The following is a 13575-nucleotide window of genomic DNA, read 5'->3' on the forward strand; positions in this document are numbered from 1 at the left end:
TCGACGGTTCGGCGGACGCGACTGGAGGGCTGGCCGGACCGGCGTTCCGCACGGCCGTCGCACCGCGAGCGGTTGCCGTCCCGCAAACGCTTTTCCGCGGGGCGTCCAAGGGTGTCGTATGTACGCCCGCGACGCGAAGAAACACGAGGAGGTGTGGTTGCTGGACCGCCTCGACGAGTTCGGGTTCGAGGACCCGGCGTTCCGGTCGCGGGACTACGTGCTCGCCATCGACGAGGACACCAACGAGCGGGCCGGGTTCGCGCGCCTCCGCGTGCACGCCGCCGACGAGGGGAAGGTCTGCGAGTTCACGAACATCGGCGTGCGCGAGGACTGGCGCGGCCACGGCGTCGGCGCCCACCTCCTCGAACACCTCGTCGAGGACGCCCGCGACCAGGGGTTCGAGGAGGCGTACGCGCTCACCGACGAGGCGGACTACCTCGCGCAGTTCGGCTTCGAGCGCGTGCCCGAGGCCGACCTGCCGCCGCCGCTGCCGGACCGCCTCGAGGCGACGCGGACCTACCAGCCGGACGCCGAGCCCGTCCACCTCGAGTTCGCGGACTTCGAGATCCCCCAGCGCCTCCGCGACCGGTTCGCCGCGGAGGAGGGCGACGACGACGAGTCCGAGGAGTCCCGGGAGTCCGCGGAGGACTTCGGCATCGACCCGGACACGGCGACGTACAAGTACGACACCGGCGGCTGACCGTCCCCCGTGCCATCGTTCGGCACGGTCACTGAACGCTTTTGCCGGTCCGCGGTCGTCTCGGAGACATGACGGAGTTCGTCACGCCGCCCGCGATGGAGCCCGGCGACCGCGTCGCGGTGCTCGCTCCCTCGTCCGGTGGCGCCCGCGAAGCGCCGCACTTGCTCGAACTGGCCCTGGACCGCCTCCGGAACGTCTTCGACCTCGAGCCCGTGGTCTACCCGACCGCTCGACAGGGCGACGAGTTCCTGCGGGCGCACTCGCGAGCGCGCGCCGCCGACCTCCACGCGGCGTTCCGCGACCCCGAGATAACGGGAGTGTTCGCGACCATCGGCGGCGCCGACCAGCTGCGCGTCCTGGCGCACCTCGACGGCGACGTGCTGCGCGAGCACGCGACCCGCTTCTACGGGATGAGCGACAACTCCAACATCGGGCTGTTCCTCTGGCGACACGGCGTCGTCTCGTTCAACGGCGCGCAGCTGTTGAACGAGCTCGCGACCGCCGGCGGCCTCCCCGAGTACACCGAGCGGTACTGCCGGCGGGCGTTCTTCGAGGAGTCCCTGGGCGAACTCGAGCCCAGCGACGAGTACACCGACGAACCCAACCGCTGGTGGACTGACCCGAGCCTGCTCGACGAGCCCCCCGAGTACGAACCCAACCCGGGCTGGCGGTGGGCGGGCGGCGACGAGCCGGCGTCGGGGCGGCTCTGGGGCGGGACGCTGGCGGTCGTCGAGTGGCACCTCGCCAGCGACCGCTACCTGCCCGCCCCCGAGCGCCTCGACGGCGCGGTGCTGTGCGTCGAGACCGACGAGACCCTGCCGGCGCCGGAGATCGCCGCCGGGACGCTGCTGGCGATGGGCGAACGCGGCCTCCTCGAGCGGTTCGACGCCGTCCTCGTCGGCCGGCCGCCGACGCGCAGCCACGTCACGGGTCCGCCGCGCGGCGACCGCGCGGCGTACCGCGAGCAGCTCTACGACGAGGTCGCCGAGACGGTCAGCCGCTACAACCCGGAGGCGCCAGTCGTGCTGGGGCTGGACTGGGGGCACACGAACCCGATCGCGCCGCTCCCCGTCGGCCGCGAGGTCGAGGTCGACCCGGTGGGGGAGCGCGTGGTCGTCCGGTGAGAACGTACAAGGATTAAGACGGAGAACCGCCTGGGTTCGGGTATGTTCGACGAGGACGACCTCGCGGCCATCCGGGACGGCCGCGAGGAGTGGGAGGAGGACACCCTCTCACCGACCCTCGACCGGTTCGGGGAGCGCAAGGCGGAGTTCACCACGGATACCGGCGGTCAGGCGGTCGACCGGCTCTACACGCCCGAGGACGTCGCCGGCCTCGACTACGAGGCGGACCTCGGGTTCCCCGGCGAGGACCCCTACACCAGGGGCGTCTACCCGACGATGTACCGCGGTCGGCTCTGGACGATGCGCCAGTACGCCGGCTTCGGGACGCCCGGGGAGACCAACGAGCGCTTCCACTACCTCCTCGACCAGGGCCAGACCGGGCTGTCGATGGCGTTCGACCTCCCGACGCAGATGGGCTACGACTCCGACGCCGCGATGGCCCAGGGAGAAGTCGGGAAGTCCGGCGTCGCCATCGACACGCTCGCGGACTTCGAGCAGGTCTTCGACGGCATCCCCCTCGATGAGGTGAGCACTTCGATGACCATCAACGCGCCCGCCAGCGTGCTGCTGGCGATGTACATCGCCGTCGGCGACGAGCAGGGCGTCGACCGCGAACAGCTCCGGGGCACCATCCAGAACGACATCCTCAAGGAGTACGTCGCGCGGAACACGTACATCTTCCCGCCGGAGCCGTCGATGCGCGTCATCACGGACATCTTCGAGTTCTGCGCCGAGGAGACGCCGAAGTTCAACACCATCTCCATCTCCGGGTACCACATCCGGGAGGCCGGCGCGACCGCCGCCCAGGAGGTCGCGTTCACGCTCGGCGACGGCATCGAGTACGTCGAGACCGCCCTGGACGCCGGCCTCGACGTCGACGAGTTCGCGCCCCAGCTGTCCTTTTTCTTCAACGCCCACAACAACATCCTCGAGGAGGTCGCGAAGTTCCGCGCCGCCCGCCGCATGTGGGCGACCGTCATGGAGGACCGCTTCGGGGCGGAGAGCCCGAAGAGCAAGCAGCTGAAGTTCCACACGCAGACCGCCGGGTCGACGCTGACCGCCCAGCAGATCGACAACAACGTCGTCCGCGTCGCCTACCAGGCGCTGGCGGCGGTGCTCGGCGGCACGCAGAGCCTCCACACGAACGGGAAAGACGAGGCGCTGTCGATCCCCACGGAGGACTCCGTGCGCACGGCGCTGCGGACCCAGCAGATCCTCGCTCACGAGTCCGGCGCCGCGGACACCATCGACCCCCTCGCGGGCTCGTACTACGTCGAGTCGCTGACCGACGACATCGAGTCGGAGGCCTTCGACATCCTCGAGGAGGTCGACCAGCGCGGCGGCATGCGGCAGGCCGTCGAGGACCAGTGGGTCCAGCGCCAGATCCAGGACGTCGCGTTCGAGCGCCAGCAGGAGATCGAGGACGGCGAGCGCGTCATCGTCGGCGTCAACGAGTTCGAGGTCGAGGACGACGAGCCCGAGGTGGACATCGAAGAGGTCACCGAGGAGGACGAGCGCCGCAAGGTCGAGGGCCTCGAGGCCGTCAAGGCCGACCGCGACGACGAGGCCGTCGAGGCGGCGCTCGCCGACCTGCGGGCGGCGGCGGAGGGCGACGAGAACCTGATGCCGTACATCGTCGACGCCGTGAAGGCGTACGCCAGCGTCGGCGAGATCTGTGACGCGCTCCGGGACGTGTTCGGCGAACACCAGCCCGGCGCCGCGGTCTGAAACGGCCCCCTCTGTCCGGCGCCGCGGTCTGAAACGGCCCCCTCTGTCCGGCGCCGCGGTCTGAAGCGACTCCCTCTGTCCGGCGCCGCGGTCTGAAGCGACTCCCTCTGTCCGGCGCCGCGGTCTGAAGCGACCCTCTCTGCCGGGCGAATCGGGTCGCCGACCGGACGCCGCAGCCTTCTTGCCGACTCGAGCGAGAGAGTCCCGTATGCGCTTCGACCACGTCGGCGTCGCGACAGACGACGCCGCCGCCCTCGCGGACCTGTACGCGGAGCTGTTCGACGCGCCCGTCGTCCACGAGGAGACGTTCGGCGGGCTCGACGTGACGTTCCTCGATTTGGGCGGCGACGGCTACTTCGAACTGCTCGAACCGGTCGACGACGACACGACCATCGCTCGCTACCTCTCGGAGAACGGGCCCGGCATCCACCACGTCGCGCTCGCGACCGACGACGTCGCGGCGGCGCTGGACGCCGCGCGGGACGCCGGCGTCGACCTCGTCGACGAGGAGCCGCGCCCGGGGGCGTGGGGCCACGACGTCGCGTTCCTCCACCCGAAGTCGACCGGCGGCGCGCTCGTGGAGTTCGTCCAGCACTGACCGCGCGGCTGACAGACCCTACGCGGCGTCGAGGCGGTCGGCGACGTGCGGTCCGGCCCTACGCGGCGTCGAGGCGGTCGGCGACGTGCGGTCCGACCGGCTCCGGTGGGGCCGCGGGGTCGAACCACCGCGCCTCCAGGACGTCGTCGGAGGGGGCGACGTCGCCGTCGCCGACCGCCGCGTCGAAGAACACCCAGTGGCCCGTGACGCCGTCGCCGCCCTCGACGAGCGCGAACGACTGCTCGAGCACGCGGTGGACGCCGGTCAGCTCCGGCTCGACGCCGACGTCCTCGAGGACGCGGCCGGTCGCGGTGTCGGGGAGGGACTCGCCGCGCTCGGTCGGCCCGCCGGGGAGGTCCCAGGCGCTCGGCTGGTCGCGGTAGCGCACGAGGAGGACGCGGCCGTCGCGCCAGAGGAACACGCGCGCGCCGCCGAGGGACCCCGCCTCGGCGGCCTGGAGGCAGTCGGTGTAGGTGGGCCTCGGGACGACCGCCTCCTCGGTGACCACGTCGAACGCCCCGAAGTCGCGTTCGAGGCTGGCGAGCCGCCGGCTGTCGTCGTCCCGACCACCCGAGTGCGACACGAGCGGGGCATCGGCGTCCTCCCGTTTAGTTCGTTCGGCCACGGCCACCGGGCCGGGGCGGCGCCGCGGCCGTCCCGCAGAGCAAGGACCCACCACTCCCACAGTGCTAGAGCGCACCAGCCCCACAGTGCTAGAGCGCACCAGCCCCACAGTACCAGGGCGTAGCAGTGCCACAGTGCCAGATCGGCGTCCCGCTTCGACGCCGATCAGGGCGCTGGGCCGAAACTTTCGACTTTCGCCGCGTCGACGTCGAAGCCGGCGGCCTCGAGCGCGTCGACGGCGGCCTCGCAGAACTCCGCGAACCCGTAGACGAACGGCACGCCCTCCGTCGGCCCGGTCAGCGACTGGACGGCGCCCGCGACGTCGTCCGCGACGACGAGGACGCGCGCGCCGGCGGCCGAGAGGTCCGCGAGGCGGTCCTCGTGGGCCGGCTGGTCGTCCTCGTAGACGACGGTCACCGACGCGTCCGCGGCGACCGCGCGCTCGCCGACCGCGACCGCGGGGCCGACGCCCGGGCCGCCGGCGAGCACGACGACGGCGTCCTCGTCCTCGTAGTAGTCGTCGCCGAACGGCCCCGTCACGGTCACCTCGTTGCCCGGGTCGCGGTCGGCGAGCCACGGGCCGAGCGTCCCCTCTGGGTCGACCTCGACGGTGACCTCGAACGTCTCGTCGACGGTCGGCGACGACAGCGTGTAGAACCGCCCCTCGCGGTCCCCCTCGAACTCGCCGAACACCTGCACGAACTGGCCGGGCCGGGCGTCGAAGCCCGGCGGGCTCTCGAAGGTCACCGCGACGGTGTCCGGGCCGACCGACCGGACCGACCGGACCGCGACTGCTGTCTCGTCCATGCGCGGCCGTTGACGCCGCCCGCCCATAGGGGTTGGCTTCCGGACCGAGCGGCGGCGTCCCGCCGGCGGAACGGGCGGAGCGCCCACCGGATTTCCAGTGTGGGTCCCACCGGAGTCGAACGGCGGCGTCCCGCTCGAGTACCGGGTGTGCGTCGATTCCACACGCGGGCGCAACGCGCGCACGGAACCGCCGTCCGTCACGGCGCAAGTATCGCCGGTGTACGTTCGTCCAGTTCTCCGTGGGGCGAGCACCGAATCCGGCGTTTCCAGGAGGCGCACGCCTTCAGAAGCCTTTTTGCTCGGGGCGCGGCTACCCGCAGACACATGCACGACGACCTGAACTGGGCCATCGGCGGCGAAGCCGGCGATGGAATCGCGTCCACCGGCAAGATCTTCGCGCAGGCGCTGTCCCGCGCCGGCCGGCACGTCTACACCTCGAAGGACTTCGCGTCGCGAATCCGCGGCGGGTACACCGCCTACAAGGTCAGGACGTCCGTCGACCGCGTGCAGAGCGTCGTCGACCGGCTCGACGTCCTCATCGCGCTCACCGAACGCACCGTCGACGAGAACCTCGACGAGCTCCACGAGGACTCCATCATCATCTACGACGGCGAGCGCACCGAGTTCTCGGACTTCGAGGCGCCCGACGACACCACGGGCCTCGACGTCCCCCTGAAGTCGCTGGCGGAGGACGCCGGCGGCGCCATCATGCGCAACATCGTCGCGCTCGGCGCCGTCTGCGCCGTCACTGACTTCCCCATCGAGAACCTCGACGAGTCACTCGAGAAGCGCTTCGGCAGCAAGGGCGAGAAGATCGTCGAGAACAACAAGCAGGCCGCCCGGCTCGGCCACGAGTACGTCACCGACGAACTCGACGTCGCCACCCCGTACGAGCTGGAGACCACCGACAGCGACTACGTGCTCCTGAACGGCGACGAGGCCATCGGCATGGGCGCCATCGCCGCCGGCTGCCGGTTCTACGCCGGCTACCCCATCACGCCCGCGACGGACGTGATGGAGTACCTCACCGGTCGCATCGAGCAGTTCGGCGGCCACGTCGTCCAGGCGGAGGACGAGCTCGCCGCCATCAACCTCGCGCTCGGCGCCGCCCGCGCCGGTGCCCGCGCGATGACCGCGACCAGCGGCCCCGGCATCGACCTGATGAGCGAGACGTTCGGGCTCGTCGCCACCAGCGAGACGCCGCTGGTCGTCACGAACGTCATGCGCTCGGGGCCCTCGACGGGGATGCCGACCAAGCAGGAGCAGGGCGACCTGAACATGATGCTGAAGGGCGGCCACGGCGAGATTCCGCGGTTCGTCCTCGCGCCGACGTCGGTCGCGGAGTGCTTCCACAAGACCGTCGAGGCGTTCAACCTCGCCGAGAAGTACCAGGTGCCGGTCTACCTCACCGCGGACCTCTCGCTGGCTGTCACCGAGCGGACGTACGAGCCCGACGAGTTCGACATGGACGAGGTCGAGGTCGACCGCGGGAAGCTCGTCGACGAGGACGACGTCTCGACCTGGCAGAACGAGAAGGGGCAGTTCAAGCCCCACGCCGTCACCGCCGACGGCGTCAGCCCGCGCGCGATTCCCGGCACGGAGGGCGGCGTCCACATGTCCACCGGGCTCGAGCACGACGAGCTCGGCCGCCGCACGGAGGACACGGACGTCCGCGTCGAACAGGTCGACAAGCGCTACCGGAAGGTCGAGACCGCCGAGGAGCAGGAGGACTTCGACTACCGCGAGTTCGGGGACGCCGACGCCGAGAACCTCGTCATCTCGTGGGGGAGCAACGAGGGCACGCTCGTCGAGGCGCTGGACTACCTCGACGACCTCGACGTCCGCGTCGTCTCCGTCCCCTACATCTTCCCGCGCCCCGACCTCACGGAGGACGTCCGGAACGCCGAGGACGTGGTCGTCGTGGAGGCGAACGCCACCGGGCAGTTCGCGGACGTCGTCGAACACGACGTCCTCGAGCGCGTGAAACGCATCAACAAGTACGACGGCGTGGACTTCAAGGCCGACGAACTCGCCGCCGACATCGAGCAGACCCTGGAGGCCTGACACAATGAGCTCCGAGAACGTCCGATTCACCGACTTCAAGTCCGACAAGCAGCCCACGTGGTGTCCGGGCTGTGGCGACTTCGGCACGATGAACGGCATGATGAAAGCCCTCGCCGAGACCGGCAACACGCCCGACGAGACGTTCGTCGTCGCCGGCATCGGCTGCTCCGGCAAGATCGGGACGTACATGCGGTCGTACGCGCTCCACGGCGTCCACGGGCGCGCGCTCCCGGTCGGCACCGGCGTCAAGCTCGCGCGCCCCGACCTCGAAGTGATGGTCGCCGGCGGCGACGGCGACGGCTACAGCATCGGCGTCGGCCACTTCATCCACGCCGTCCGCCGGAACGTCGACATCACGTACGTCGTCATGGACAACCGCATCTACGGCCTCACGAAGGGGCAGGCGTCCCCGACCAGTCGCCCGGACTTCGAGACGGCGACCACGCCCGAGGGCCCGAAGCAGCCGCCCGTGAACCCGCTCGCGCTCGCGCTCTCGGCCGGCGGGTCGTTCATCGCCCAGAGCTTCTCCTCGGACGCCCAGCGCCACACCGAGATCGTCAAGGAGGCCGTCGAGCACGACGGCTTCAGCCTCGTCAACGTCTTCAGCCCCTGCGTGACGTTCAACGACGTCGACACCTACGACTACTTCCGGGACAGCCTCGTCGACCTCTCGGAGGAGGACGACTACGACGCCACCGACTACGACCAGGCCAAGGACGCCATCCTCGACGCCGACAAGGAGTACATGGGCGTCCTCTACCGCGACGAGAACGCCGTCCCCTACAACGAGGCCCACGGCGTCACCGAGAACATGGCCGAGATCCCGGACGGCGCGCCCGAGGGCGCCACCGACCTCGTCCGCGAGTTCTACTAACCGACCGCTCTTCGACCGGCTGACCGCGCTCGGCCTCGAATGCGCGCTGCGCGCACCCCCGTCGCTCGCTCGGGCGGGGCGCCACCGCTTCGACGCCCGCCGTCGAATCGCCGAGGCGACCGCGACCACGAACCTTTTTTCGCCGAGTGTGCGTGCGTGCGAGTGATGAGTCCGCCGAACGGGACCGCTCGCAGACACGCCACCTCCCGTCGACGGCACCGATGAGGCTGCGCGTCGACTGGCGCGTCAGCCTGCGGCTCGTCGGCACGGTGCTGAAGTGGCTGTGGGCGCCGATGCTGCCGTCGCTGCTGCTGGCGGTGTACGACGGCACGCCCCTGTTGCCGTTCGCCGCGCCGATGGTCGGCACGGCCGTGCTCGGTCGTTCACTCGAGGTGCTGACCGACGAGACCCAGCTGCGAGTCCGGGAGGCGTTCCTGATGGTCGCGCTGTCCTGGCTCGGCGTCGCCGTCGCCGGCGCCGTCCCGTTCGTCCTCGCGGGGAACGGCGCGCTCGCCGCGCCCGTGAACGCGCTGTTCGAGAGCATGAGCGGCATCACGACGACCGGTGCGACGGTCATCGACGACTTCGACGTGTACACCCGGGCGGCGTTCCTGTGGCGCGCGACCCTCCAGTGGGTCGGCGGCCTCGGCATCGTCGTGCTCGCGACCGCGGTCCTCTCCCAGCTGTCGGTCGGCGGCACACAGCTGATGGAGACGGAGACGCGGACGAGGAACGTCGACAAGCTCACGCCGCGGATCTCCGAGACGGCGCGGCTGCTCGGGGGGATCTACGCGGGCCTGACCGCCCTCCAGGTGGCGGTGCTGGTCGGGCTCGGCGCGGTCGGCCTGGCGCCCGAGATGACGGCGTTCGACGCGGTGACACACGCGTTCACCACGGTGTCGACGAGCGGGTTCTCCCCGCGCGGCGAGAGCCTCGCCGCGTTCTCGCCGGCCGTCCAGTGGGCGACCGTCCCGTTCATGGCGCTCGGCGCGACGAGCTTCGTGTTGCTGTACTTCGCGCTCCAGGGGAACTTCGACCGGCTCCGCGAGAGCGAGGAGTTCCGGTTCTACGTCGGCGTGCTGGCGGCGTTCTCCGCCGGGGTCGCGACGCTGCTGGTCGTGCAGCCGTCCTCGCATCAGTCCCTGGAGGCAGTGGTCCGGCACGCCGTCTTCCAGGTGGTCTCTATCGTGACGACGACGGGGTACGCGAGCACGAACTTCGACGCGTGGACGCCCGGCGCCCAGCACCTCCTGTTCGTCTGCATGTTCGTCGGCGGCATGGCTGGCAGCACCACGTGCTCCATCAAGACGCTGCGGTGGCTGGTGGTCGTGAAGACGTTCCGCCGCGACCTGTTCGTCGCCGCGAGCCCGAGCGTCGTGCGGCCGGTGCGGTTGAGCGGCGCCGTCGTCGACGAGGAGACCATCCGGGACGTCTACTCGTACACGCTCGTCGGCCTCGTCGTCTTCGTCGTCGGCACGCTGTTCGTGGTCGTCGACGGCGCGCGCATCCCGGAGACCGTCACCGAGTTCGAGGCGATGAGCGCGACCGCGGCGACGTTCTTCAACGTCGGCCCGGCGTTCGGGCTCGCCGGCCCGTTCGCCAGCTACAGCGCGTTCCCGCCGTCGACGAAGGTCGCGTTGACGTTCCTGATGTGGGTCGGCCGCATCGAGATCGTGCCCGTGCTCGTGCTGTTGACGCCGTCGTACTGGCTGTCGTAGCCGTGCCGCGGCCGTCGGTGCCTTCGACCACCCGGCCGGTGGGACCGCCGGCCGCCCGCCTTTCCGCCCTCTCGCGGGCGTCACGAACGTTCCCGCGTGTTTTTTACCTGCGAGTCGAATTACGTCCAGTAACAATGACCGCGGACGCCGAGGCCGGTCGCCGACCGCGAGCGCCCGAGACGCGGCGCCGACACCCACAGCGGGGCGTCCGCGCGACCGCCGCACCGCGAGCAGAGCACGCGACAGCGACGAACACGACGCGAGAACGCCATGTCTGAGACCTACGACGTCGTCATCGCCGGCGCCGGGCCGGCCGGAGCACAGTGCGCGCGGGACCTCGCGCAGCGCGAGTACGACGTGCTCGTGCTGGAGGCCGAGCCCGAGGAGGACTTCCCGCGCCAGTCGAACAAGTCCACGGCGGGGACGTTCGCGTCGATGACCGGCGCGTTCGGCGTCCCCGACGAGGTCGTGATGAACTACACCGACGAGGTCGTCCTCGAGTCGCCGAACGACCACTTCGTCCAGGACCAGCCCGGCGCAGTCCTGGAGTTCGCGGACTTCAAGCGGTGGCTCGTCGCGGAGGGCCGCGAGCACGGCGCCGAGTACCGCTTCGGCGCGCGCGCCAACAACCCCATCACCGAGGACGGCGAGGTCGTCGGCGTCCAGTACGCGGGCAACGAGGAGGTGTACGCCGACGTCGTCGTCGACGCGACGGGACCGGCCGCGCCGCTCGCGAAGAAACTCGGCGTCTGCGACCTCGAGCGGCACAACCAGGCGGTCGGCATCGAGTGGGAGATGGAGGGCGTCGACGTCGACCACCCCGGCTACGCGGACCTCACGGACGCGATGATGCTGCGCCTCGACCACCGGTACGCGCCCGGCGGCTACTCGTGGATCTTCCACACGGGCGAGGACACCGCGAAGGTCGGCCTCTGTTACATCCAGAACGAGAGCTACCAGAAGTACGGCGACACCGCGAAGAGCATCGACGACCACCTCGAGCACTGGCTGGAGACGGACCCGCGGTTCGCCGACGCCCGCCGCATCGAGGACAAACAGCAGCACCGCGGGTCCGCGCACATCCAGATGCCGGACGACCTCAGCGCGGCCGGGTTCATGGCCATCGGCGACACGGTGCCGACCATCGATCCGCTGTGGGGCGAGGGCATCCACAAGTGCATGGAGTCCGCGCGCGCCGCGGCCATCACCGCCGACCGCTGCCTGATGGGCTCGGAGACGGACACGTCCGCCGAGGCGATGTCCGTCTACGACGAGCTCTGGCACGCGCGCGTCGCGCCCGACATGCGCAAGCGGCTGACGATGACCCAGCTGCTGTACCTCGCGCCGAACGACCGCTACGACCGCCTCATGCGCGACCTGAGCGCTCTGGACGTGGACACGCTCAGCGACGCCAACGACGGCAGCATCCGCGGCCTCTCGAAGCTCGTCCACCTCGACGACCTGCCGCTGCTCGCGCGGTTCGCGAAGCAGCGCCTCGCCGAGTAACACCGGAAGCCCTTTCTCCGGCGGTTCGCCACTGGACGGCGATGGCCGCCCTCCCGCCGCTCGGCTTCGGGACGTTCCAGTTGACCGGCGACGACTGCCGGCGCGCCGTCCGGACGGCCCTCGAGACGGGGTACCGCCACGTCGACACCGCGCAGTACTACGGGAACGAACGCGAGGTCGGCGACGCGCTCGCCGCCGCCGACGTGGACCGCGACGACGTGGTCGTGGCGACGAAGCTCTGGCACGACAGCCTCGACCGCGAGTCCGTCCTGTCGGGCGTCGCCGCGAGCCGCGACCGGCTCGGCGTCGACACCGTCGACCTCGTGTACGTGCACTGGCCGGCGAACACGTACGACCCGGCGGAGACGCTGGGCGCGCTCTCGGCGTGCCACGAGGACGGCCTGCTCGGCGCCGTCGGCCTCTCGAACTTCACGCCCGCGCTCGCCGAGGAGGCCCTCGCTCACTGCGACGCGCCCGTGACGGCGGTACAGGTCGAGTGCCACCCGCTGCTCCCCCAGGACGAGCTGCGGGCGTTCTGCGACGCGCGCGGTCTCGACGTCGCCGCCTACCACCCGCTCGTGCACGGTCGCGCGTTCGGCGTCCCCGAGGTCCGGGCCGTCGCCGACGAGCACGGCGTCAGCGAGGCCCAGGTGCTGCTGGCGTGGGCGCGAGCGAAGGGCGTGACGCCGATTCCGAAGGCCACCGGCGACGAGCACGTCCGCGACAACTACGCGAGCCTCGGCCTCGACCTCGACAGCGAGGCCGTCGCGAGGATCGACGGCATCGACGACCGACTGCGGCTCGGCGACCCCGAGTTCGCGCCGGACTGGTAGCGCCCGGCAACGGCGGCTCCGCTGCCGGCGGGCCCGCTCGCCGCCTCCCAAACCCCTATCCGCGCGGCGGGCGTCGTCCCGGACATGAGCCAGAACGAGCAGCGACGCGCACCGCTCGCGAACGGGATGCCGATGCTCGGCCTCGGGACGTGGCAGAACGAGGACGCCGACCAGTGCGCCGAGAGCGTCCGCACCGCCCTCGAGACGGGGTACCGCCACGTCGACACCGCGCAGGCGTACGGCAACGAGGAGGCCGTCGGCCGCGGCATCGCCGAGGCGGACGTCGACCGCGAGGACGTCTTCCTCGCGACGAAGGTCTGGATCGACAGCCTCGGCAGCGAAGCCGTCCGTCGGACCACCGAGGAGAGCCTCGAGAGGCTCGGCGTCGACGCCGTCGACCTCCTGTACGTCCACTGGCCGGCCGGCGACTACGACGCCGCGGAGACGCTGCCGGCGTTCCGGGAACTCGTCGACGACGGGCTCGTCGAGCGCGTCGGCGTCAGCAACTTCGAGCCGCGGCACCTCGACGAGGCCCGAGACGTGCTCGGCGCGGACCCGTTCGCGAACCAGGTCGAGATGCATCCACTGCTCCCCCAGGCGGAGCTCCGCGAGTACGCCGAGGGCCGGGACCTCGAACTGGTGGCGTACTCGCCGCTCGCGCGCGGCGACGTGTTCGACGTCCCCGAGATCCGGGACGTCGCCGAGAAGCACGGCGTCAGCGAGGCGCAGGTGAGCCTCGCGTGGGTCCGCGAGAAGGGCGTCACCGCCATCCCGAAGGCGACCGGCGAGGCCCACATCGCGGACAACTTCGCGAGCCTCGACGTCGACCTCGACGACGAGGACGTCGCGAAGATCGACGGCGTCGAGCGCCGCGACCGACAGGTCGATCCGGACTTCGCGCCCTGGAACTGACACCGGGAGTCCGACCGGACGCCCGAGCGGCCTCCTTCTCCGGCCCTGGGACCGCCAGTCGTCGCTGTGTGTCCACGCGACCGGGAG

12 protein-coding genes are annotated in these 13575 nt (G+C 70.9%); 10 read left to right on the forward strand and 2 right to left on the reverse strand.

Annotation, left to right across the window (positions count from 1 at the left end):
• Window positions 1–118: 118 nt before the first annotated feature.
• The 4 genes from U5911_RS00920 to mce all read left to right on the forward strand — a co-directional run bounded on the left by U5911_RS00920 (window position 119) and on the right by mce (window position 4150).
• A complete protein-coding gene (locus U5911_RS00920) occupies window positions 119–700 on the forward strand; it encodes a GNAT family N-acetyltransferase (protein WP_336034484.1) in 582 nt (193 codons plus the stop codon).
• 68 nt (window positions 701–768) lie between these two features.
• Window positions 769–1824, forward strand: coding sequence for a S66 family peptidase (locus U5911_RS00925; protein ID WP_336034485.1), 1056 nt, complete (start codon window positions 769–771; stop codon window positions 1822–1824).
• Between the two features lie 42 nt (window positions 1825–1866).
• A complete protein-coding gene (locus U5911_RS00930; protein WP_336034487.1) occupies window positions 1867–3552 on the forward strand; it encodes an acyl-CoA mutase large subunit family protein in 1686 nt (561 codons plus the stop codon).
• Window positions 3553–3760: 208 nt separating this feature from the next.
• Window positions 3761–4150: a methylmalonyl-CoA epimerase gene (gene mce / locus U5911_RS00935; protein WP_336034489.1), complete on the forward strand. Its 390-nt coding sequence runs from the start codon at window positions 3761–3763 to the stop codon at window positions 4148–4150.
• Between the two features lie 58 nt (window positions 4151–4208).
• On the opposite strand, the gene U5911_RS00940 is transcribed toward mce, so the two are convergent.
• On the reverse strand, window positions 4209–4733 hold the full coding sequence (locus tag U5911_RS00940) for an NUDIX domain-containing protein (protein ID WP_336034491.1): 525 nt from the start codon (window positions 4731–4733) through the stop codon (window positions 4209–4211).
• A gap of 206 nt (window positions 4734–4939) precedes the next feature.
• Entirely contained in the window at window positions 4940–5581 is a 642-nt protein-coding gene (locus U5911_RS00945) for an FAD-dependent oxidoreductase (RefSeq protein ID WP_336034493.1), read from the reverse strand.
• Between the two features lie 324 nt (window positions 5582–5905).
• On the opposite strand from U5911_RS00945, the gene U5911_RS00950 reads away from it, so the two are divergent.
• The 6 genes from U5911_RS00950 to U5911_RS00975 all read left to right on the forward strand — a co-directional run bounded on the left by U5911_RS00950 (window position 5906) and on the right by U5911_RS00975 (window position 13488).
• Complete coding sequence (locus tag U5911_RS00950) at window positions 5906–7645, forward strand: 2-oxoacid:acceptor oxidoreductase subunit alpha (protein ID WP_336034495.1); 1740 nt, start codon at window positions 5906–5908, stop codon at window positions 7643–7645.
• Between the two features lie 4 nt (window positions 7646–7649).
• The gene (locus U5911_RS00955; protein WP_336034497.1) at window positions 7650–8519 is read left to right on the forward strand and encodes a 2-oxoacid:ferredoxin oxidoreductase subunit beta; all 870 of its coding nucleotides are present in this window, start codon (window positions 7650–7652) and stop codon (window positions 8517–8519) included.
• Between the two features lie 221 nt (window positions 8520–8740).
• Window positions 8741–10237, forward strand: coding sequence for a TrkH family potassium uptake protein (locus U5911_RS00960; RefSeq protein WP_336034499.1), 1497 nt, complete (start codon window positions 8741–8743; stop codon window positions 10235–10237).
• Window positions 10238–10507: 270 nt separating this feature from the next.
• The gene (locus U5911_RS00965) at window positions 10508–11743 is read left to right on the forward strand and encodes a digeranylgeranylglycerophospholipid reductase (RefSeq protein ID WP_336034501.1); all 1236 of its coding nucleotides are present in this window, start codon (window positions 10508–10510) and stop codon (window positions 11741–11743) included.
• A 41-nt stretch (window positions 11744–11784) separates the two neighbouring features.
• Window positions 11785–12576: an aldo/keto reductase gene (locus U5911_RS00970; RefSeq protein ID WP_336034502.1), complete on the forward strand. Its 792-nt coding sequence runs from the start codon at window positions 11785–11787 to the stop codon at window positions 12574–12576.
• A gap of 84 nt (window positions 12577–12660) precedes the next feature.
• Complete coding sequence (locus tag U5911_RS00975; RefSeq protein WP_336034503.1) at window positions 12661–13488, forward strand: aldo/keto reductase; 828 nt, start codon at window positions 12661–12663, stop codon at window positions 13486–13488.
• Window positions 13489–13575: the final 87 nt, after the last annotated feature.

Origin of the sequence: Halobacterium yunchengense (assembly GCF_037031165.1) — an archaeon.
Taxonomy (GTDB): domain Archaea; phylum Halobacteriota; class Halobacteria; order Halobacteriales; family Halobacteriaceae; genus Halobacterium; species Halobacterium yunchengense.